This is a genomic window from Burkholderia sp. DN3021, assembly GCF_049805555.1.
Classification (GTDB): Bacteria; Pseudomonadota; Gammaproteobacteria; order Burkholderiales; family Burkholderiaceae; genus Burkholderia; species Burkholderia pyrrocinia_C.
Map to the genome: position 1 here is coordinate 63,479 of NZ_JBNCAB010000009.1, position 20,099 is coordinate 83,577.

Genomic DNA, 20,099 nt, shown 5'->3' on the forward strand with positions numbered 1-20,099 from the left:
GGATGTGCGTCGGCGACGTCCGGGGTAGCGCACGCACCGGCACGCGCCCGGACACGGCGTCAGATCAGTTGCCGCCCCTGCAGGGAAACGCCTTGCCGAGACCGAGCGACACCGCGGTGCTCGCGTTGTAGTCGGCCAGCTTCGGATTTTCAGCAATGTACTTGCGCACCGCATCGGTCATCTGCTGCGCCCGGATGTCGGGCGGCAGGCAGAAATACTGGCCGACACGCGGCCCCGTGGTGCCGCCGATCGCGTCGATGGTGTTGTAGACGCCATCGGCAGCGCCTTCGATGTAGGCCGCGCACGACGCCCGCGACTTGACGTCCGTCTTCGCGCACAGCCGGTCGAGATCCGCGCCCGTGAAAGCCGCCGCCGACAACGGCACGGCAAACGCCGCGGCACAAAACATTGCGCGCAACATGGTGTTCCTTATGTCAATGCGGCCCGAGACCGCCTGCTGCGTTGGCCGGCGCGGCGCCGGACCCCCTTCTCCGGCCGGAATCCGCCCGGCCGGGTGCGCACCGCCGCCCTGGCCGGTGCACCGAAAACCGTCATTTTGCACTCTTTTGCGCATCTGCCGGCGCCGACGCGCCGATACGCACCGTACGCTTGCTCAGGATGTCGATCGCGTCCGGCGCCTTGTAATGCTTCGCGAACTCGAGCGCGGTGATGCCGAGCTGGTTCTTCACCTGCGGATCGGCCCCCTGGTCGAGCAGCAGCGTGACCGTCGACGCATGGTTGCCGCGCGCGGCCATCATCAGCGGCGTGGTGCCGTTCGGCGAAGCCGTGTCGATATACGCGTCATGGTCGAGCAGCACCTTGACGACCGCGTCCTGGCCGTTGGTCGCCGCGTAGTGCAGCGGCGCCCAGCCCTTCTTGCTGACTTCCGCGCCCTTGTCGATCAGCAGCTTGACGAGGCCGACGTCGCCGTTCAGCGACGCGAGCATCAGCGCGTTCTCGCCGGCCTTGTCCTCCTTCTCGAGGTCGACGTTCGGCGTCGTGGCGATCGCCGCCGCGACCTTGTCGGATTTCTCGCGCGCGGCGATCACCAGCAGCGGGTCGCCGTTCGGCGCGAGCGTGTTCGGATCGAGGCCGTTCTTGAGCTGCTTGCCGATGTCGGCGATGTCGTCGAACTTGACGGCCTTGACGATCGCGTCGAGCGACTCGGCATGCGCGCCGGCTGCAGCGAACAGGCCGCTCGCGATCAGCGCGGCGGCAACGAGTGCGCGTTTGGTCGGATGGTTGGTCGGCTTCGTCATTGTTGTGGGCTCCTTCCCTGGGTTGTCGGCTGCGCGCGCGTCGTTAGCGGGCGATCTTGAACAGCCGGAAAAAGTTCTGTGTCGTCGCATCGGCCAGCGCCTCGACGGCGATCCCGCGCTCGGATGCGATAAAGCGTCCGACATGGCTGACGTACGCAGGTTCATTCGGCTTGCCGCGATACGGCACCGGCGCGAGGTACGGCGAGTCGGTCTCGATCAGCAGCCGGTCGAGCGGCACGCGCCGCGCGACGTCCTGCACGTCGGTCGCGTTCTTGAACGTGACAATGCCCGACAGCGAGATATGGAAGTTCTGCGCGAGCGCCTGCTCGGCGACGGGCCACGGTTCGGTGAAGCAGTGCATCACGCCGCCCGGCACGTCCGCGCGCTCCTCGGCCATGATCCGCAGCGTGTCCTCCGACGACGACCGCGTATGGACGATCAGCGGCTTCATCGTCGCGGTCGCCGCGCGGATGTGCGTGCGAAAGCGTTCGCGCTGCCATTCCATGTCGGCGATCGAGCGGCCCTCGAGACGGTAGTAGTCGAGGCCCGTTTCGCCGATCGCGACGACCTTCGGGTGCGCGGCCAGCTCGACGAGTTCCGCGAGCGTCGGCTCGCGCGCGTCCTCGTGATCGGGATGCACGCCGACCGACGCGTAGACGTTGTCGTACGCGTCCGCGATCGCGAGGACCTCGGGCAGCGTCTCGAAATCGACGGACACGCACAGCGCGTGCGTGACGTCGTGCTCGCGCATGTTCTCGAGAACGGCCGGCAGGCGGTCGGCCAGGCCCTTGAAATTGATGTGGCAGTGAGAGTCGACGAACATCGTGTTTCCTGAATACGTAAGGCGGGCGCTCATGCGCTCGCCGGCGTGCGGCAGCGAGCGGCGTTCGCGGGCCGGCCGGCCGCGGTCGCGTCGCCGAGTAAGCCGAACATCGTTTCGCAACCCATCAGAAGCAATGCCGGGTCACGCGAACATTTCCCGATATCCGAGAAACAATTCCTCGAATACGAGCCGCGCGTTCAGCGGATGGTTCTCGACCGTCCGCTGCCGCGTCACGGCCTTCATGAAGCGCGCGAACGCGTTCGCGTCGACCGATTCCGCGCAGCGCGCGAGCGCCGCAGCGTGCACCGGGAAGTAGCGCGGCGCGCCCGCCATCCGCTGCGCGAGCAGATCGTACAGCCAGCGCTGCAGCCAGCCGAGCACCAGCGGCACCGGCAGCTTCTGCAGCGTCTCGCCGCATGCGAACGGGTCGCACGCCGCACCGGCCGCGAGCTGCCCGAGCGTGTAGTCGCGCAGCGGGCGGTTCTCGTCGCTCGCGAGCGCCAGCGCGGCGAGCGGCGCGCCGCCGGCTTCGGCGAGCAGCGCGCTCGCATGGTCGACGCCCTGCGCCGCGAGCCAGGCCGCGGCCGCGTCGGGCGCCGGCACGGTCATCGGCCACTGCCGGCAGCGGCTGATGATCGTCGGCAACAGGCGGTCGATGCGCGCCGACACGAGCAGGAACACGACGCCGGACGGCGGCTCCTCCAGCGTTTTCAGCAGCGCGTTCGATGCGGCGACGTTGAGCGCCTCGGCCGGATACAGCACGACGACGCGCGCGCCGCCGCGGTGCGAACCGACCCCGCAGAAGTCGAGCAGCGCGCGCACCTGCTCGATCTTGATTTCCTTGCTCGGCGCGCGCGTCTTCTTGCCGCCTTCGTCCGCGTCGGCCGGCTTCGCGTCGTCCGCGGCGCCCGGCGCTTCGCCGGCCAGCACCTCGGGCAGCACGATCCGGTAGTCCGGGTGGTTGCCCTGCGAGAACCAGGTGCAGGCCGCACACGTGCCGCACGGCTCGCCGTTCGGCAGCGGCGATTCGCACAGGAAGCCCTGCGCGAGATGCTGCGCGAACTGCAGCTTGCCGATCCCGGCCTGGCCGTGCAGCAGCAGCGCATGCGGCCATTGCGCGCGCAGTTGCTGCAGGCGGTTCCAGTCGTCGGTCTGCCACGGATAGATCATGTGGTGCGTTCCTTGCGGGTTACAGCGCGGCGAGCACGCGTTCGAGCTGCCGGCGGATCTCGGGAATCGACTGCGTCGCGTCGACGATCGCGAAGCGGTGCGGCGCCTCTTCCGCGCGCCGCAGGTATTCGCCGCGCGTGCGCGTGAAGAACGCGTCGGACTCGCTTTCGAACTTGTCGGGCATGCGCGCCGCGCCGCGGCGCTCGCTCGCGACCTGCGGCGCGACGTCGAACAGCACCGTGAGGTCGGGCTGGAAACCGCCCTGCACCCAGCGCTCGAGCGTCTCGAGCTTGTCGCGCGGCAGCCCGCGGCCGCCGCCCTGGTACGCGAACGTCGCGTCGGTGAAGCGATCGGACACGACCCAGTCGCCGCGCGCGAGCGCCGGCTCGATCACGAGCGCAAGATGCTCGCGGCGCGCGGCGAACATCAGCAGCGCTTCCGTCTCGAGATCCATCGGCTGGTTCAGCAGGATCTCGCGCAGTTTCTCGCCGAGCTGCGTGCCGCCCGGCTCGCGGGTGACGACGACCTGCCGGCCGGCCGCGGCCAGCTTGCCCTGGAGGCGTTCGCAGAACCATTGCAGGTGGGTGGTCTTCCCTGCCCCGTCGATGCCTTCGAACGTAATGAATTTACCGCTCGCCATTATTGCCCTCGTATGTACTTGTCCACGGCCTTGTTGTGGTCGCCGAGCGTGTCCGAGAACACGCTGGTGCCGTCGCCCTTCGCGACGAAATAGAGCGCGCTCGTCTGCGCCGGATTGATCGCCGCCTGCAGTGCGGCGACGCCCGGCAACGCGATCGGCGTCGGCGGCAGGCCGCGTCGCGTGTAGGTATTGTATGGAGTGTCGGCCTGCAGGTCGCGCTTGCGCAAGCGGCCGTCGTACGCGTCGCCGAGCCCGTAGATCACCGACGGATCGGTCTGCAGCGGCATGCCGATGCGCAGCCGGTTCGCGAACACGGCCGCGACGAACGCGCGGTCGGCCGCATGGCCCGTTTCCTTCTCGACGATCGACGCGATCGTCAGCATTTCGTAAGGCGACTTGTACGGCAGCCCCGGCGTGCGCGCGGCCCAGGCCTCGTCGAGGCGCGTCTGCATCAGGTGGTACGCGCGCCGGTAGATGTTCAGGTCGCTCGTGCCCTTGTCGAACAGGTAGGTATCCGGGAAGAACAGCCCTTCGCCGCTGCCGCGCTGCACGGTGCTGTCCGACGCGCCGATCGCGCGCAGCAGCTCGGCGTCGCTCATGCCGGCCGTGGTGTGCGCAAGATCGGGGTTCCCGTCGAGTTCCGCGCGCATCCGCTTGAAGGTCCAGCCTTCGATCACCGTCGCGACGTATTCGTTCACGTCGCCGCGCGCGATCTTCTGCAGGACTTCGTAAGGCGTGATGCCCGTCTTGAATTCGTAGTTGCCGGACTTGAGCCGGCTCGACAGCCCGAGCACGCGCGTCATCGCGACGAAACCGAACGGCTCGACCGGCACGCCGCCGCGCTTGAGCTGCAGCGCGACGCTCTTCACGCTGCTGCGCGGCTTGATCGTGACGTCGAGCGATGCCGAACCCAGCAGCAGCGGCCGGGTCGCCCAGTAATATCCGCCGCCCGCGCCGGCAGCGGCCACAACGACGGCCAGCGCCACGATCGTCGCGGCGCATTTCTTCAGTAGGGACATGGAAACGTGACTCAGGTAAGACCCATATAATACTTGTTCGCCTCCGTCAAAGTCAGGGTTGACTGTTCCCTCATTCCATGAGCTCACCGTTCGCTTCACCGGCTGCCCAGGCCGCATCCGCCTCGCTCCCCGTATTCCCCCGCCCGTCCGCCGCCGATTTCGATGCGCCGGGCGCCTGCATGCCGCTGCCGCAGTTCGGCGTGATCGACGTGGCCGGCGACGACGCCGCGACGTTCCTGCACAGCCAGCTGACCAACGACATCGAGCATCTCGATGCCGCGAGCGCACGGCTGTCCGGCTATTGCTCGCCGAAGGGGCGCCTCATCGGGTCGTTCCTCGCGTGGCGTGCCGGCCACGATGTGCGCCTGCTGGTTTCGAAGGACGTGCAGCCCGCCGTGCAGAAGCGGCTGTCGATGTTCGTGCTGCGCGCGAAGGCGAAGCTCACGGATGCGAGCGACGCGCTCGCGGTGGTCGGCTTCGCGGGCGACGTGCGCGAAGCGCTGGCGGGCATCTTCGATGCGCTGCCCGACGGCGTGCACGTGAAGGTCGACGGGCCGGCCGGCACGCTGATTCGTGTGCCCGATGCGGCCGGCCGCAAGCGCTATCTGTGGATCGGCCCGCGCGCGGAAGTCGATGCACGCATCGCCGCGCTCGCCGGCACGCTGCCGGTCGTGTCGCCGGCCGTGTGGGACTGGCTCGACATTCGCGCGGGCGAGCCGCGCATCACGCAGCCGGCCGTCGAACAGTTCGTGCCGCAGATGGTCAACTTCGACGTGATCGGCGCCGTCAACTTCCGCAAGGGGTGCTACCCGGGCCAGGAAATCGTCGCGCGCAGCCAGTACCGCGGCACCATCAAGCGCCGCACCGCGCTCGCGCATGTCGCCGGCGAGACCGATACCGTGCATGCCGGCGTCGAGCTGTTCCACAGCGACGATCCCGGCCAGCCGTGCGGGATGATCGTCAACGCGGCGGCCGCGCCCGCGGGCGGCGTCGACGCGCTCGTCGAGATCAAGCTCGCCGCGCTCGATAACGGCACCGTGCACGTCGGTTCGGCCGACGGCCCGGCGCTCGCGTTCGACGCGCTTCCGTACGCGTGGCCGACGCAAGCGTGACGCACTGACAACCCGTTCGCGCGCCGGCTCGCGAGTCGCAGCCGGCGCCCGATGTTTCCTGCGAGAGATTCGCCCGATGTGTCTGATTGCCTTCGACTGGCAGCCTGATGCCGCCGCCGGTCCCGTCTTTACCCTCACCGCCAACCGCGACGAGTTCTTTCGCCGCACGAGCGCGCCGCTCACCTGGTGGGAGGATGTACCGGGCGTGCTGGCCGGCCGCGATCTCGAAGCCGGCGGCACGTGGCTCGGCGTATCGCGCGACGGCCGCTTCGCGGCGCTGACGAACTACCGCGCGCCGTTCGACATCCGCGCGGGCGCGCCCACCCGCGGCAAGCTCGTGTCCGATTTCCTTCGCGGCTCGTCCGTCGCGCCGCTCGACTATCTCGGGCAGCTTGCCGAGCATGCGGCCGTGTACAACGGCTTCAACCTGCTCGTCGGCGACTGGACGCGGCGCGAACTCGCGTGGTTCTGCAACCGAGCGCCCGACGGCGAAAGCAGTGTCGCCGCGCCCGTCGCGATCGCGCCCGGCGTGCATGCGCTGTCGAATGCGCGGCTCGATACGCCCTGGCCGAAAGTGGTGCGCAAGCGCGCGGAGCTCGGCACGCTGCTCACCGACAATCCGACCCCGTCGCTCGACGAACTGGTCGATCTGATGCGCGACCCGCATGTCGCGGACGACGACGCGCTGCCGCACACGGGTATTCCGATCGAGCGCGAGCGCGCGCTGTCGGCCGCGTTCATCGAGACGCCCGAGTACGGCACGCGCGGCACGACCGCGCTGCGCGTCACGATGAAGGAAGGCGTGCGGCTGACAGTCGAGATCAAGGAGCGCTGCGACGACGACGGTTCGCACCGCACCGTCCGCCCGGGTGCGTTCGAGCGCGCATTCACGTTCGACGTCGACGCAACGCGGCCGCGCTGAACGCGCATTGCCCGCGCTACGGCGCGCGCGCCATCTCGACGTGCGGCACGCCGGCTTCGACGAACGGTTCGCCGACCGCCGCAAAGCCGTGCCGCACATAGAACGACACCGCCGAATCCTGCGCATAGAGCCGCACGACGGTTTCGCCGCGGCGCCGCGCGGCAGCCAGCAGCGCGTGCAGCACGGCCGACCCGACGCCCTGCCCGCGCGCGTCGGCCAGCACGGCGACGCGGCCGATCGTGCCGGACGGCAGCAGCCTCCCCGTCGCGACCGCGCGGCGTATTCCCGTCGCCGCGTCGATCCGGTACGCGACCGCATGGAGCGATAGCGGATCGTCGTCGTCGAGCTCCCATTCCGGCGGAATCTGCTGCTCGCGCACGAATACCGCGTCGCGAATCCGCGCAGCGTCGCCACCCAGTAGCGTCCAGTCACCCGTTTCCACTACGCCGTCCGTCATCGCAGCCCTCCATGCGGCGCACACGCCGTCAAACGCCCGCCGTCAAACGTCGTCGAACGCGGCCTTCAGCGCCGCGACCGCATCGGCATGCGCGGCCCGCACCTCGGGCACGTAGCCGCCCATCTTGAAGAATTCGTGGATCATCCCCGGATAGCAGACCAGCGTAACCGCATTGCCGGCCGCGCGCAGCTTGTCCGCGTACGCGGCGCCCTCGTCGCTCAGCGGATCGTATTCGGCCGTCGCGATCCAGGCCGGCGCGACGCCCGCGAACGACGGCGCGTCGCGCGTGCCGTCGAGCGGCGCGAAGCGCCAGTCGTCGCGGTCGGCCGAATCGCGCACGTATTGCGTGAAGAACCACTGGATCGTGTCCTGCGACAGCAGGTAGCCGTTCGCGAGCCGTGCGTGCGATTCGGTGCCCTGGTAGCCCGTCACGCCCGGATAGATCAGCATTTGAAGCGCCAGGCGAATGCCTGCGTCGCGCGCGAGCACCGCGCAGACGGTCGCGAGCGTGCCGCCCGCGCTGTCGCCGCCGACCGCCAGCCGCGCGGCGTCGATGCCGAACGCGGCGGCCTCGCGATGCAGCCAGCGCAACGCGTCGTCGGCATCGTTCACCGCGGTCGGAAACCGGTGCTCGGGCGCGAGCCGGTAGCCGACCGACAGCACCGCGCATTGCGCGCCGTGCGCGAACATCCGGCACAGCGCATCGTGCGTGTCGACGCTGCCGACCGTGAAGCCGCCGCCATGGTAGTAGACGAGCGCGGGCAGCGGCTCCGCGAGGCTCGGCTCGACCGGCAGGTACAGCCGCGCGCCGATCGTGCGGCCGTCGCGCGTCGGCACGACGCACTCCTCGACCGAATGCATCGGCGCCGGCGCGACGTCGAGGATCGGCGCGCTCTTCTCGTACGCAGCGCGCGCCTGCTGCGGCGTCTGATGGTGATAGGACGGACGTTTCGCGCGCTCGATCATGTCGAGCACCTGGGCGATCTTCGGATTCAGCGGCATCGGAGAGGACGGCGCCTGCGCGGCGCCGTGAACGGACAAGCGTCACATGATGCCATGCCCGCGTCGGGCCGGCGCTACGCGCGCTGCGTGTCGAAATACCGGCCCTTCGGCGTCCGGTGAAGCGCGTCCTTCACGCAATCTCGCACCGCAAAACAAAACGGCCCTGCCTGTGAAGAGGCAGGGCCGTGCGTCGGGGCGCTTACGCGTCGCTCGGGCCGGGCTGCGCGTCCGGCGCCGTGCGCGAGCGTTGCCGCTTGATGTCGCGGCCCACCGCGAGCCGCCGCATGTACTTGAACGTACCGAGCGCCTTCGCGACGAAGTTGCCGTCGCTGTCGCGCACTTCGCCTTCGCAGTAAGCCATCGTCGTCGAACGATGCATCACGCGCCCGTATGCGCGCAATTCGCCGCGCCCCGGCTGCATGAAGTTCACCTTCATCTCGACCGTGACGACGCCGACGCCGTCGTCGGTCAGGCTGCGCGCCGCCATCGCGAGCGCGATGTCCGCAAGCGTCATCGTCACGCCGCCGTGCGCGATGCCCCACGTGTTCATGTGCCGCTCTTCGAGCGGCAGCACGATCTCGCTCGCGCCATCCTTCGCGGACACGAGCTGCACGCCGAGCAGGTCGACGAACGGGCTTTCGATCGACGGGCCGTCCGCCGGGGATGCCGCGTCGCTCATCGTGCGCTGTCGACGACGTAGTCGACGCACTCGCGCGATTCGGCCACCGCGGCGACGAATTTCTTCACTTCCTGGTGAACCGGGTGCACCTGGTAGGCGTCGAGCGCGGCCTTGTCCGCGAAATCGGACACGAGCACGATGTCGGAGGTCGCATCGAGGCCCGGCGTCGCCACGCCGACGTCGATCTGCAGGATGCCCGGTACGAGATCGCGGCAGCCTTCGAGCTTTTCCTTCAGCTTCAGCGCGTTCTGCGCGCGCGTCGCGCCTTCCGCGGATTCCTTCAACTTCCACATGACAATATGTCTGATCACTTCGTTCGCTCCAGTTCGTGTTGGTTCAGTGATTCGCCTGTAACCCTTACCAGTCGGGCTTCCTATGCCCTTTCGCTGTTCGCTCACGTTCGCCAGAAATCGCGCCCAGCCGAGAAAAAAGCGGGTAAGAAAGGGGGTATCACTCCAGCCTTCCAAAGACAATACCCTCTATTTCACCGTGCCACTTACCGACGTCAAGATCCGACAAGCGAAGGCAGGCGACAAGCCTACCAAACTTACCGACGCCAATGGACTGTATCTTGAGGTGCGTCCGTCCGGCTCCAAGCTCTGGCGATACCGATACAGGATTGCCGGGAGCCGGGAAGGAGAATCTATTCGCGATCGGCGAATACCCCGCCGTCAGCCTCCCGCGTGCTGAGTGCCCGTAGTATCCCCATTCCTTAAAAAGTGGGCACTTTTGACAACCCGCGCACCCGCACTCGTGGACACCGACTTGGGCTTACAAAACGACGTTTATTGCATTTCCAGAAATTAAGTCAAGCATACCGAAACAGACTGAAACTCATCCTTAATCCAATCCCGCCCTATAATTTCTGGAGGATTTCGACATACATCTTGACTATCCTTAATCGCAGGACAATCTCTCGTGAAAAATATGAAATCTTCTATAAGGACATTCAGTTTTATCTAATAATCCGCTCCGATTGGTCACCTCAAGAGTCATTTTATGAAAGACTCAAATCATCGCCAGTGTAGTTGCTGAATGGAAACGACCGGACAAACACATTGCCCACTCGATCAAATCTCATCAAAGGATGATTGCTGCTAGCAGACATCATCAGTCGAGCTCGCACAAAATTCGTGCCGGATTGGGGTAAGGTTCGCCATTGAGTGGCTGAGCCGATACGCGGGATCCGCACAGTAGAACGGAAGGAACCGAAATGAAGAAAACTCTCGTATCACTCGCTATTTTGGGGACCGTCGCATCACCTTCATGGGCCGACACGGCAACTTGCCAAAATCCAGTCGGCGCGTGGCGCAACGAGTTGGGCTCAACAATGAAGATCTCCTCCGTCGCGAGCAGCGGCGCCATTACCGGAACGTATATCTCGCCTTCTGGAACTGGCGGACAGACCTTTTCACTTTCCGGCTGGTATTACGCGGCACCGTCTTCAAGCCCCGGACTTGATCAAGTCACGTTGGTTACATTTTCCGTAAATTGGAACAATAACTCGGCTAGCTACAATAGCATTACAACCTGGTCAGGACTTTGCCGAGTGACGAACGGTGCACCGACGATCACGGCGCTTTACTATTACGCAAACGCTTTCGCTCAGTTTCCGTGGAAACACGTCAATGTAGGGCAAGATATTTTCACACCAGTTAGCTCACAGTAAGAGGGCCGCTGCAGACGTTCCTACACCCGAGTCGCGCGTCAGCGTCAGGACTCGAAATGAAAGCGCCTCGCTGCCAACGGATCGGCGCGAGGTGCAGTTCGAAGCACAACAAAAAGCCCTGAGGGCTTACGCACTCAGGGCTTCTATATCCATTTCGTAGGGACGAACGCCCCCCACACGACCTAACGGGCTCCACTATGTGTTCTTATGTCCCGAGAGGTTTGCACGACTAACGCACGGTGCCAGCGATTCTCGCAATTGACGGCGCATTGTGTCGGACACCGATCCATTCACGTGATCGAGCAGCGCGTGCATGTCATGAAAACGACGAGACCAGTGCCGACGATATTCATCGAGCAGGACACCGATCGCCTGCGCACGCGCTGCTTCGTCAATCGGCCGCTTGCCCGAGCCGGCGCAATCCGGACGAATGTAGCGGCCGTCTCGCCGTACGATGCCGCGCCCTTCGCACCGCACGCACCGATCGTTGATCCATTCGTCGAGCAAGCGCAACGCGAAGCGCTCGACGATACCGACCTTTGCACGCTCGACTTCATGTCCTGCACGCTGATCACGTCGCTCGTCACGCTCCAGGCCCGTGAACCGACTGCGCTTGAAACGACCCGACAAGCGGATCATCTGCCCAAACAGCAACGTCGCTTTCCGCTGCATCGCAGGAACGCGGATTGCTCATGCGTCGCACGCTCCGTTTCCGCGCATTCCGGCATTGCCCGACAACAGCCGGCACAAACGCGACGATTCAATTCCTGTCCGGCACCAATCGCCGAATTGAAACGTCATTGTCAATTGTTTCGCCCACCGGATATCCGGATTCCACTATTTACTTTCTTTGAATCGCATATTTTACCGACTCAACGGGTAATAATTGCGATCGCCTTTTCAATCGAACATTGGAAAACCGCGAAAACATTATTGACTTCAACTTTCCCGTAAATTTAGAATCCCCTACGACGGCTTACGTTTCATTTTCTCCCGCCGCATACGAGTTGCCATTCGCTCGCGCGAAGGCCACCCCTGAGCCTTTTCCCGCGCCGCGCCGGGGCGACGCCCTCTGCCATTTCCGTTTTCGGCACTGATCGATCATTCGCTTTTTTGCCGCGCAATTCGCTTGTCGCAGAAGCATCACATCTCGATTAATTCCAGGCATTCGCCCGAATGTCCGCAGCACAGAACGAAACGGACGGAAGATCCGTTCATTCGACCATTCCGATAAAAATCGCCAGTCACCAGGAGGGACATCAACATGCATCGCCTTGCGAAGTCGCTGTGTCTCGGGTTCGTCTGCGCCGGCCTGCTCGCCGCGTGCAACGACGACGACGTCAAGTCGAACGGCGCTCCGTCAAACAACGCCGCGCTGTCGTTTCGCATGGACACCGGCGGCCAGATCAACGCGTTCTACCGGCAGGACAAGGTCGCCGCGCACCTGCTGGCGCGCTCGTCGACAAAACCGCGCTTGCTCGTGGTCTTCCCCGCCGGCAACAGCGGCACTGGGCTGTGGTTCGACGACACCGCACAGCCGGTGAACTGGAGCCTCGACACGCCACCGTCCGCGCTGTCGGCCCCCGACACGCACGGCCGCCCGCTGTACGGCATCGGCGCCGACGTGTCGGTGGACACCGACACGCTGACGATCCGCCAGGGCGTGCTCAGCAACGTACGCTTCCTGCGCGACTTCAACGGCGGCGCAACGATTCCGCAGCAAATCGTCACGGCGCCGGCGATCCAGCGCAGCGCAGCGCAATGGCAACGCGACCGGATCGACGGCGCGCCCGGCTATGCGCTGCGCATCACGCTGCGCGACGGCGGCAGCATCGCGCCGGCAGCGGGCGGCAAGCTCGTGCTGCGCGCACCGGCGGGCTCGCACACGCTGAAGTTGCATGTCGACGCGCTGTCGGGCGAGACGCCGCTGTCGCCGATCACGCGCGCCGATTTACTCGCGCCGTCCGTGAACCCCGATCCGGTCAGCCAGAACGTGCTCGAATTCCTGAGCTTCCACGACAAGCTGCTGGCCGGCTCGTGGCAGTACGACACGTACTTCGGCCGCGACACGCTGATCTCGGTCCGCATGCTGATGCCCGTGCTCGAACCGGCGGCGATCGAGGCCGGTTTGTCATCGGTGCTGAGCCGCCTGTCGGCCGACGGCAAGGTCGCGCACGAGGAAGGCATCGGCGAATTCGCGCTGGCCGACAACCAGAAGAACGGGCGACCGAACGATCCGACGCCGACCTACGACTACAAGATGATTGACAGCGACTACCTGCTCGCGCCGATCGCGGCCGCGTGGCTGATCGACGACACGCGCGGCCAGGCCCGCGCGGCCGCCTATCTGGCGCAGCGCGGCAGCGACGGGCAGACCAACGGCAGCCGCCTGGTCGTCAACCTGCTGCACGTCGCGGCGACCGCGCAGCCGTTCGCGCAGCAGCCGTCGGTCGCGAACCTGATCCACCTGCGGCCCGGCGAGATCGTCGGCAACTGGCGCGACAACACCGACGGGCTCGGCGGCGGCGTCTATCCGTACGACGTGAACGCGGTGCTCGTGCCCGCCGCGTTGCGCGCGGCGAATGCGTTCCTCGCGCGCGGACTGCTCGATCCGTACCTGGATGCCGGGCAGCGCGCGACGCTCGCCAACACGGCGAACCAGGCCGCCGCGTGGGAAACGCAGGCGCCGCCGCTGTTCCAGGTCAGCGTGCCGGCCGCGCAGGCGGCCACCGACGTGTCGGCCTATGCGCCGTCCGCCGGCGTGCCGTCCGGTGCCGCGCCGAGCGCACCGCTGTCGTTCTACGCGCTGTCGCTCGATCAGCAGGGCAACCCGATTCCGGTGATGAATTCCGACGGCGGCTTCGCACTGCTGTTCGGCACGCCGCCGGACGACGAGCTCCAGCGGATCGTCGCCGACGTCACGCGGCCGTTCCCGACCGGGCTCGTGACCGATGCCGGGATGCTGATCGCGAACCCGGCGTATGCGAACCAGTCGCTGTGGCCGAAGTTCACGAGCTCCGCATACCACGGCACGGTCATCTGGTCGTGGCAGCAGGCGATGTGGGTGGCCGGGCTCGATCGCCAGCTCGCGCGCCAGGACCTGTCGGCCGCGACCCGTGCATTGCTCGCGCAGGCGCGGCAGACGATCTGGCAGGTGATCTCGAACGGGCGCGACATGCGCACGTCGGAGATGTGGACATGGTCCTACGTGAACGGCCAGTACCGGACCGATGCATTCGGCACGCGCAGCGCGGACGCGACCGAAGCCAACGCGGCGCAGCTCTGGAGTACGACGTATCTCGCGATCCGCGATCCGCAGCAGCGCGCGGGCAAGTACTGGTGGCAGGCGTCGCAGCGGATGCAGGACACGCAGCCGACCGGCAACGCGGCAGCCGTCGCGTCGCGATAGCGCATCGCACGCGGGCACGGGGGCGCTGGTGCGCGTGCTGGAACACGTGCCGTCGGCCGGCACGCCGATGCATGTGGTGTGGCCCGCGACGCGGCTCCTGCCGCACAAGCTGAGGGTGGCGATCGATGCGGTGCTGGCGGCGATTCCGCCGCTGCTCGCGTCGTAGGCGGCCGATTTCGACGAGCCGTGCGCGACTCGCCCCGCTCGCCCGGGCGTTACCGCGACACGACCCGGTTCCGCCCTTCCCGCTTCGCCTGGTACAGCCGCTCGTCGACCACGCGCAGCAGCGCATCGACCGTACTGCCGTCGACCCCGTATTGCGCGACGCCGACGCTGACCGTCACCTGCACGCGCTTGAAGTCCAGCCCGAACGGCGAACTCGCGATCGACGAGCGCACGCGCTCGGCCGTCATCCGCGCGCCCTCGAGCGGCATCTCCGGCAGCAGCGCCATGAACTCCTCGCCGCCGACTCGCGCGAGCCCGCCCGCCGGCCGGATCGCCTCGAGGCACTGGCGTACGACGCCGCGCAGCACCTCGTCGCCGATCTGGTGCCCGTACGCATCGTTGATGTTCTTGAAATTGTCGAGATCGAGCGCGAGCAGGCAAAACGGCGTGCCGTCGCGCTCGGCCCGCACCATCTCGCGCTCGACCTGCGCGATGAACTGCCGGCGGTTCGATGCGCCCGTCATCGGATCGGTCGCGGCCATGTACTCGAGCTTCTGGTTCGTGCGCCGCAGTTCCTGCAGCGCGCTCTCGGCGCGCGCCATCGACTCCGACAGCCGGCTCATCAGGTCTTCCTGGCTGTAGATCGCCGAGAACGAGCGCGTCGTCTGCAGCGCCTGCACGACGCCGTAGCTGAGCAGGAAGAAGCCGCCCGCGAAGATCGCGTGCGCGAGCCACCACATATGGTTCCACGGCTTGCCGAGAATGAATGCGAGCGACGACAGCGCGAACGCCATGATCGACATGCCGTAGATCACCATCAGCGGCGAGCGGATTCGCCGCGCGAGCAGCACGCCGACGTTCAGCAGCGAGAACACGAGCGCGCCGCCCTCCATCGACAGCCGCGTGCCCAGCGCGCCCGCGACCGGCGAATACGCGATGTACGCAACGGCCACGTTGACGATCACGAAGAACATGATCCACGGCAGCCACGTCCGGACGCTCGTGCGTTTCTCGACGCGATCGGGCGGACGCGAATACGACATCAGGCCCGTGAGCAGCAGGATCGACATCACGAGCCGCGACGCGGGCCCGTACAGCAGGAACAGCCAGATATTGTGGTGCGCCATCCCGGTGAATGCACCGTGCAGCGAATAGATCATCGCGAAGCCGAGAAAGCCGAGCGTCAGCCAGCGCAGCAGCGGCTCGCCGGACGACCGGTAGCACACCCACGTCACGTAGGTGACGAACGCGCCCTCGAGGGTCGCCGCCGCAATCGCGATTTCATGGAACACGTGGCTCTCGAACACGACACGCGGGTCGCCGAAGAACCACAGATAGGCAATCAGATAGGCAGGCAGCAACGCGAATCCGACCAGCAGGCATTTCGCGTAAAGCCTCGCGGCCGCGCTGACGACGCGCGGCGGTTCCCCGGCTGCATAGGTCGTACTCATTCGGTCCCCGGTCGGTCTGCTGCGTTGGTTCAACCTTCGCGGCACGTATCGCGCGATGTACGATCCGGCCCGTCGTGCCGAACGGCAAATGTCAGAGCAAGTATAGGTGGGGCAATTCGTTTGACAAGTAAGGGGAAACGGCATTGCCGGGAGCATGTCTTTTGCTTCCCGATTGTTTCGAATGGCGGTACTGTCACGCCGTTCGTGTCGCGGCCGCTGGCCTCGCCGAAGCGAAACCGCGACCGCCACCAGCCAAAAATCAGATAATTTCGAACAGGCCCGCCGCGCCCTGCCCGCCGCCGATGCACATCGTGACAACCACGTATTTCACGCCTCGGCGCTTGCCTTCGATCAGCGCATGGCCCGTCAGGCGGGCGCCCGACACGCCGTACGGATGGCCGACGGCGATCGCACCGCCGTTCACGTTCAGACGATCCTCGGGAATCCCGAGCGTGTCGCGGCAGTACAGCACCTGCACCGCGAACGCCTCGTTCAGTTCCCACAGGCCGATGTCGCCGACCTTCAGCCCCGCCTGCTTCAGCAGCTTGGGCACCGCGAACACGGGGCCGATGCCCATCTCGTCCGGTTCGCAGCCGGCCACCGCGAAGCCGCGGAACACGCCCAGCGGCTGCAGCCCTTCGCGCTGCGCGGCAGCGGCGCTCATCACGACGCACGCCGACGCGCCGTCCGAGAACTGGCTCGCGTTGCCGGCGGTGATCACGCCGCCCGGCACGGCCGAACGGATCTTCGACACGCCTTCGAGCGTCGTGTCGGGACGGATGCCTTCGTCGGCCGATACGGTCACCTCCTTCGTGAACAGGCGGCCCGTCGCCTTGTCGACGATACCCGCGAGCACGGTGATCGGCACGATCTCGTCGCGGAAAAGACCGGCTTCCTGGGCGGCCGCGGCCCGCAGTTGCGACTGCACGCCGTACTCGTCCTGCCGCTCCTTCGAGATTCCGTAGCGCTTCGCGACGTTCTCGGCCGTCTGCAGCATGTTCCAGTAGATCTCGGGCTTGTGCTCGACCAGCCAGCCCTCCTGGACCATGTGCCGGTTCATCTCGTTCTGCACGCACGAGATCGATTCGACACCGCCCGCAACATATACGTCGCCTTCGCCCGCGATGATCCGCTGCGCGGCCAGCGCGATGGTCTGCAGCCCCGACGAGCAGAAACGGTTCACCGTCATCCCCGGCACGGTCACCGGCAGCCCCGCGCGCAGCGCGATCTGCCGCGCGATGTTCGCGCCGGTCGCGCCTTCGGGGTTCGCGCAGCCCATGATCACGTCCTCGACGCGCGCGGGGTCGAGCTTCGCGCGTTCGAGCGCGGCCGCGACCACGTGGCCGCCGAGCGTCGCGCCGTGCGTCATGTTGAAGGCACCGCGCCAGGATTTCGCGAGCGGCGTGCGTGCGGTCGATACGATTACGGCTTCGGTCATGCGAGTCTCCTTCGGTCCTGCTTCATGTTAGGGTCTGTTTACATATGGAACGCGGCATGTGCGTTCCATATGTAAACAGACCCTGAATCGGATGGGGAATGCGCTACGCCGCCGGGCGCGCGCCCGCGGACGTCACATGTGCGACGCCCGCTGCCTGCATCTGCTGCCATGCGTGCGCGAGCGACCCGTTCAGGTCGATCGCGCGGCACGCGTCGTTGATCACCGCGGCTTCGAAACCGGCCGCGCGCGCATCGAGCGCCGACCACGCGACGCAATAGTCGGTCGCGAGCCCGCAGCACCACACACGCTTCGCGCCGAGTTCGCGCAGATAACCCGCAAGCCCCGTGCGGGTCGTGCGGTCGGCCTCGACGAACGCGGAATAGCTGTCGACCTGCGCGTCGCCGCCCTTGCGGATCACGAGCCGCGCATGCGGGATGTCGAGGTCGCGATGCAGCGCCGCGCCGTCGGTGCCCTGCACGCAGTGCACGGGCCACAGCACCTGCTCGCCGTACGGCAGCGCGAGCGTCGAGAACGGCTCGCGCCCCGGATGGTTCGCCGCGAACGACACGTGCTCGCGCGGGTGCCAGTCCTGCGTCAGCACGACCTGGTCGAAGCGTCGCGCAAGCGCGTTGATCACCGGCACGACCGCGTCGCCGTCCGGCACCGCGAGCGCGCCGCCTGGCATGAAGTCGTATTGCACGTCGATCACGAGCAGTACGTCGTCGGTGCGTTTCATTGCGTTTCTCCTGCGGAAATCGGTTGCGCCGCCGCGCGATATCGTCAGCCGTTGAACCCGCGGCCGGCCTTCGCGAGCTCCACGATCGACGGCGCGAGCTGCCATGCGTCGCCGTTCGGCGCGGCCGCGTAGCGGCGAATCGCGCGCTCGACGTTGTAGAGGCCGACCATGTCCGCGTACAGCATCGGGCCGCCACGCCACAGCGGGAAGCCATAGCCGGTCAGATAGACCATGTCGATGTCGGACGCCTTCGACGCGATCTTCTCTTCGAGGATCTTCGCGCCTTCGTTGACGAGCGCGAACACCAGCCGCTCGACGATCTCGTCGTCGCCGATCTTGCGCCGCTCGACGCCGCGCTCCTTCGAATACGCGACGACCATCTCGTCGACCAGCGACGACGGCTTCGCGTTGCGATCGCCCGGCACGTAGTCGTACCAGCCGGCGCCCGTCTTCTGACCGAAGCGGCCCTGCTCGCACAGGCGGTCGGCGATCTTCGAGTACTGGAGATCCGGCTTCTCGACGTAACGACGCTTGCGGATCGCCCAGCCGATGTCGTTGCCGGCGAGGTCGCTCATCCGGAACGGCCCCATCGCGAAACCGAACTTCTCGATCGCGCGATCCACCTGCGCGGGCAGCGCACCTTCCTCGAGCATGAAGAGCGCCTGGCGGATGTACTGCTCGATCATCCGGTTGCCGATGAAGCCGTCGCACACGCCCGACACGACCGCCGTCTTGCGGATCTTCTTCGCGACGGCCATCACGGTCGCGAGCACGTCCTTCGCGGTCTGCGCGCCGCGCACGACCTCGAGCAGCTTCATCACGTTCGCCGGGCTGAAGAAGTGCATGCCGACGACGTCCTGCGGACGCTTCGTGAACGCCGCGATCTTGTCGACGTCGAGCGTCGACGTGTTCGACGCGAGGATCGCGCCCGGTTTCGCGACTTCGTCGAGCTTCCTGAACACCTGCTCCTTCACGCCGAGTTCCTCGAACACGGCCTCGACGATCAGGTCGGCATCCTTCAGGTCGTCGGAGGACAGCGTCGGCGTGATCAGCGCCATGCGCGCGTCGAGCTTCTCCTGCGTGAGCTTGCCCTTCTTCACCTGCGCGTCGTAGTTCTTGCGGATCGTCGCGACGCCGCGCTCGAGCGCTTCCTGTTTCGTCTCGAGCAGCATGACGGGCAGGCCCGCGTTGACGAAGTTCATCGCGATCCCGCCGCCCATCGTGCCCGCGCCGATCACGCCGACGCGACGGATCTCGCGCAGCGGCGTATCGGCCGGCACGTCGGGAATCTTGCTCGCCGCACGCTCGCCGAAGAACGCATGGCGCAGCGCGCGGCTTTCCGGCGTCATCATCAGCGCGACGAAACCCTCGCGCTCGGCGACGCTGCCCTTGTCGAAGCCGTTCAGCACGCCGGCCTCGATCGCGTCGATGCACTTGTGCGGCGCGGGGAAGTTCGGCGCCGCGGCCCGCGCGGAATTGCGCGCGAACTGGATGAAGCCTGCGGCGTTCTCGTGGACGATCTTGCGATCGCGCACGCGCGGATGCGGCCCCTTCTGCGCCCCGACCTTGCGCGCGAACGCGACGGCCGCGTCGAGCAGGTCGCCGTCGGCCATCTCGTCGAACAGCCCGCTCTTCGCAAGCTGCTCGGACGGCACGGGCGCGCCCGACACGATCATGTTCAGTGCGGTTTCGAGCCCGACCGCGCGCGGCAGGCGCTGCGTGCCGCCCGCGCCCGGCAGCAGGCCGAGCTTCACTTCGGGCAGCGCGACCTGCGCGCCGGGCGCCGCGACGCGGTAGTGCGCACCGAGCGCGAGCTCGAGGCCGCCGCCCATCACGACGCTGTGCAGCGCCGCGACGACGGGCTTAGCGCTCGCCTCCACCGCGCGGATCACGGTGTGCAGCGTCGGCTCCTGCAGCGCCTTCGGCGTATTGAATTCGGTGATGTCGGCGCCGCCCGAGAACGCGCGGCCCGCGCCGGTCAGCACGATGGCCGTGACCGACGGGTCCTGCGCGGCGCGATCGAGCGCGTCCATGACGCCCTGCCGGGTCGACAGGCCGAGCCCGTTGACGGGCGGATTGTTGAGCGTGAGGACGGCCACGCCGTCGCGAGTCGAGTAATCCACTGCCATCTGCCTGCCTCCATGCATC

Annotated in this window: 20 protein-coding genes and 1 pseudogene; 6 read left to right on the forward strand and 15 right to left on the reverse strand. The window is 66.7% G+C overall.

All coding sequences use genetic code 11. The features are described from left to right. Positions 1-64 precede the first annotated feature (64 nt). From ACPUER_RS07585 to mltG, 6 genes are all read right to left on the reverse strand, one after another. Positions 65-421, reverse strand: coding sequence for a Rap1a/Tai family immunity protein (locus ACPUER_RS07585; RefSeq protein ID WP_011885036.1), 357 nt, complete (start codon positions 419-421; stop codon positions 65-67). 130 nt (positions 422-551) lie between these two features. Beyond that, positions 552-1,259 (reverse strand): ankyrin repeat domain-containing protein, encoded by a 708-nt coding sequence (locus tag ACPUER_RS07590; protein WP_072437179.1) that lies wholly within the window; start codon positions 1,257-1,259, stop codon positions 552-554. A 43-nt stretch (positions 1,260-1,302) separates the two neighbouring features. Further along, positions 1,303-2,082: a TatD family hydrolase gene (locus ACPUER_RS07595; RefSeq protein WP_152857514.1), complete on the reverse strand. Its 780-nt coding sequence runs from the start codon at positions 2,080-2,082 to the stop codon at positions 1,303-1,305. A 141-nt stretch (positions 2,083-2,223) separates the two neighbouring features. Further along, positions 2,224-3,252, reverse strand: coding sequence for a DNA polymerase III subunit delta' (locus tag ACPUER_RS07600; protein ID WP_425130768.1), 1,029 nt, complete (start codon positions 3,250-3,252; stop codon positions 2,224-2,226). Positions 3,253-3,271: 19 nt separating this feature from the next. Next, on the reverse strand, positions 3,272-3,892 hold the full coding sequence (gene tmk / locus ACPUER_RS07605) for a dTMP kinase (protein WP_034181217.1): 621 nt from the start codon (positions 3,890-3,892) through the stop codon (positions 3,272-3,274). Further along, positions 3,892-4,911, reverse strand: a complete 1,020-nt coding sequence (gene mltG, locus ACPUER_RS07610; protein WP_175960966.1) for an endolytic transglycosylase MltG — start codon at positions 4,909-4,911, stop codon at positions 3,892-3,894. The genes tmk and mltG overlap by 1 nt, the downstream gene beginning before the upstream one ends. A 77-nt stretch (positions 4,912-4,988) precedes the next feature. Between mltG and ACPUER_RS07615 the strand changes: the two genes are divergently transcribed. Both ACPUER_RS07615 and ACPUER_RS07620 read left to right on the forward strand, forming a co-directional pair. Then, positions 4,989-6,023 (forward strand): YgfZ/GcvT domain-containing protein, encoded by a 1,035-nt coding sequence (locus ACPUER_RS07615; protein WP_175960968.1) that lies wholly within the window; start codon positions 4,989-4,991, stop codon positions 6,021-6,023. Between the two features lie 76 nt (positions 6,024-6,099). Then, the gene (locus tag ACPUER_RS07620) at positions 6,100-6,945 is read left to right on the forward strand and encodes an NRDE family protein (RefSeq protein WP_175960970.1); all 846 of its coding nucleotides are present in this window, start codon (positions 6,100-6,102) and stop codon (positions 6,943-6,945) included. Between the two features lie 16 nt (positions 6,946-6,961). Here ACPUER_RS07620 and ACPUER_RS07625 read toward each other — a convergent pair whose 3' ends face one another. The 4 genes from ACPUER_RS07625 to ACPUER_RS07640 all read right to left on the reverse strand — a co-directional run bounded on the left by ACPUER_RS07625 (position 6,962) and on the right by ACPUER_RS07640 (position 9,394). After that, positions 6,962-7,402, reverse strand: coding sequence for a GNAT family N-acetyltransferase (locus ACPUER_RS07625; RefSeq protein ID WP_310141240.1), 441 nt, complete (start codon positions 7,400-7,402; stop codon positions 6,962-6,964). 42 nt (positions 7,403-7,444) lie between these two features. Next, positions 7,445-8,404, reverse strand: a complete 960-nt coding sequence (locus ACPUER_RS07630; RefSeq protein ID WP_310141237.1) for an alpha/beta hydrolase — start codon at positions 8,402-8,404, stop codon at positions 7,445-7,447. Positions 8,405-8,603: 199 nt separating this feature from the next. Continuing rightward, positions 8,604-9,083 (reverse strand): PaaI family thioesterase, encoded by a 480-nt coding sequence (locus tag ACPUER_RS07635; RefSeq protein WP_072437170.1) that lies wholly within the window; start codon positions 9,081-9,083, stop codon positions 8,604-8,606. After that, positions 9,080-9,394 carry a Dabb family protein gene (locus ACPUER_RS07640; protein ID WP_425130769.1) on the reverse strand — a complete coding sequence of 105 codons (315 nt, stop codon included), beginning with the start codon at positions 9,392-9,394 and terminating at the stop codon, positions 9,080-9,082. The genes ACPUER_RS07635 and ACPUER_RS07640 overlap by 4 nt, the downstream gene beginning before the upstream one ends. A 64-nt stretch (positions 9,395-9,458) precedes the next feature. Here ACPUER_RS07640 and ACPUER_RS07645 point away from each other — a divergent pair, with 64 nt between their 5' ends. Both ACPUER_RS07645 and ACPUER_RS07650 read left to right on the forward strand, forming a co-directional pair. Next, complete coding sequence (locus tag ACPUER_RS07645) at positions 9,459-9,773, forward strand: Arm DNA-binding domain-containing protein (RefSeq protein ID WP_310141233.1); 315 nt, start codon at positions 9,459-9,461, stop codon at positions 9,771-9,773. A 523-nt stretch (positions 9,774-10,296) separates the two neighbouring features. After that, positions 10,297-10,752: an avidin/streptavidin family protein gene (locus ACPUER_RS07650; RefSeq protein WP_175960978.1), complete on the forward strand. Its 456-nt coding sequence runs from the start codon at positions 10,297-10,299 to the stop codon at positions 10,750-10,752. A 195-nt stretch (positions 10,753-10,947) separates the two neighbouring features. Here the strand turns inward: ACPUER_RS07650 and ACPUER_RS07655 are convergent. Next, positions 10,948-11,418 (reverse strand): annotated as a pseudogene (locus ACPUER_RS07655) (hypothetical protein); the annotation flags it as partial. A gap of 598 nt (positions 11,419-12,016) precedes the next feature. Here ACPUER_RS07655 and ACPUER_RS07660 point away from each other — a divergent pair. After that, positions 12,017-14,161: a hypothetical protein gene (locus ACPUER_RS07660; RefSeq protein WP_425130770.1), complete on the forward strand. Its 2,145-nt coding sequence runs from the start codon at positions 12,017-12,019 to the stop codon at positions 14,159-14,161. Between the two features lie 28 nt (positions 14,162-14,189). After that, entirely contained in the window at positions 14,190-14,327 is a 138-nt protein-coding gene (locus tag ACPUER_RS07665) for a hypothetical protein (RefSeq protein WP_175960984.1), read from the forward strand. Between the two features lie 49 nt (positions 14,328-14,376). On the opposite strand, the gene ACPUER_RS07670 is transcribed toward ACPUER_RS07665, so the two are convergent. The 4 genes from ACPUER_RS07670 to ACPUER_RS07685 all read right to left on the reverse strand — a co-directional run bounded on the left by ACPUER_RS07670 (position 14,377) and on the right by ACPUER_RS07685 (position 20,080). Continuing rightward, positions 14,377-15,777, reverse strand: coding sequence for a sensor domain-containing diguanylate cyclase (locus ACPUER_RS07670; protein WP_175960985.1), 1,401 nt, complete (start codon positions 15,775-15,777; stop codon positions 14,377-14,379). Positions 15,778-16,036: 259 nt separating this feature from the next. Then, on the reverse strand, positions 16,037-17,215 hold the full coding sequence (locus ACPUER_RS07675; RefSeq protein WP_425130771.1) for an acetyl-CoA C-acyltransferase: 1,179 nt from the start codon (positions 17,213-17,215) through the stop codon (positions 16,037-16,039). Positions 17,216-17,318: 103 nt separating this feature from the next. Then, a complete protein-coding gene (pncA, locus tag ACPUER_RS07680) occupies positions 17,319-17,951 on the reverse strand; it encodes a bifunctional nicotinamidase/pyrazinamidase (protein ID WP_425130772.1) in 633 nt (210 codons plus the stop codon). Positions 17,952-17,995: 44 nt separating this feature from the next. Next, positions 17,996-20,080 (reverse strand): 3-hydroxyacyl-CoA dehydrogenase NAD-binding domain-containing protein, encoded by a 2,085-nt coding sequence (locus ACPUER_RS07685; RefSeq protein WP_425130773.1) that lies wholly within the window; start codon positions 20,078-20,080, stop codon positions 17,996-17,998. Positions 20,081-20,099 lie beyond the last annotated feature (19 nt).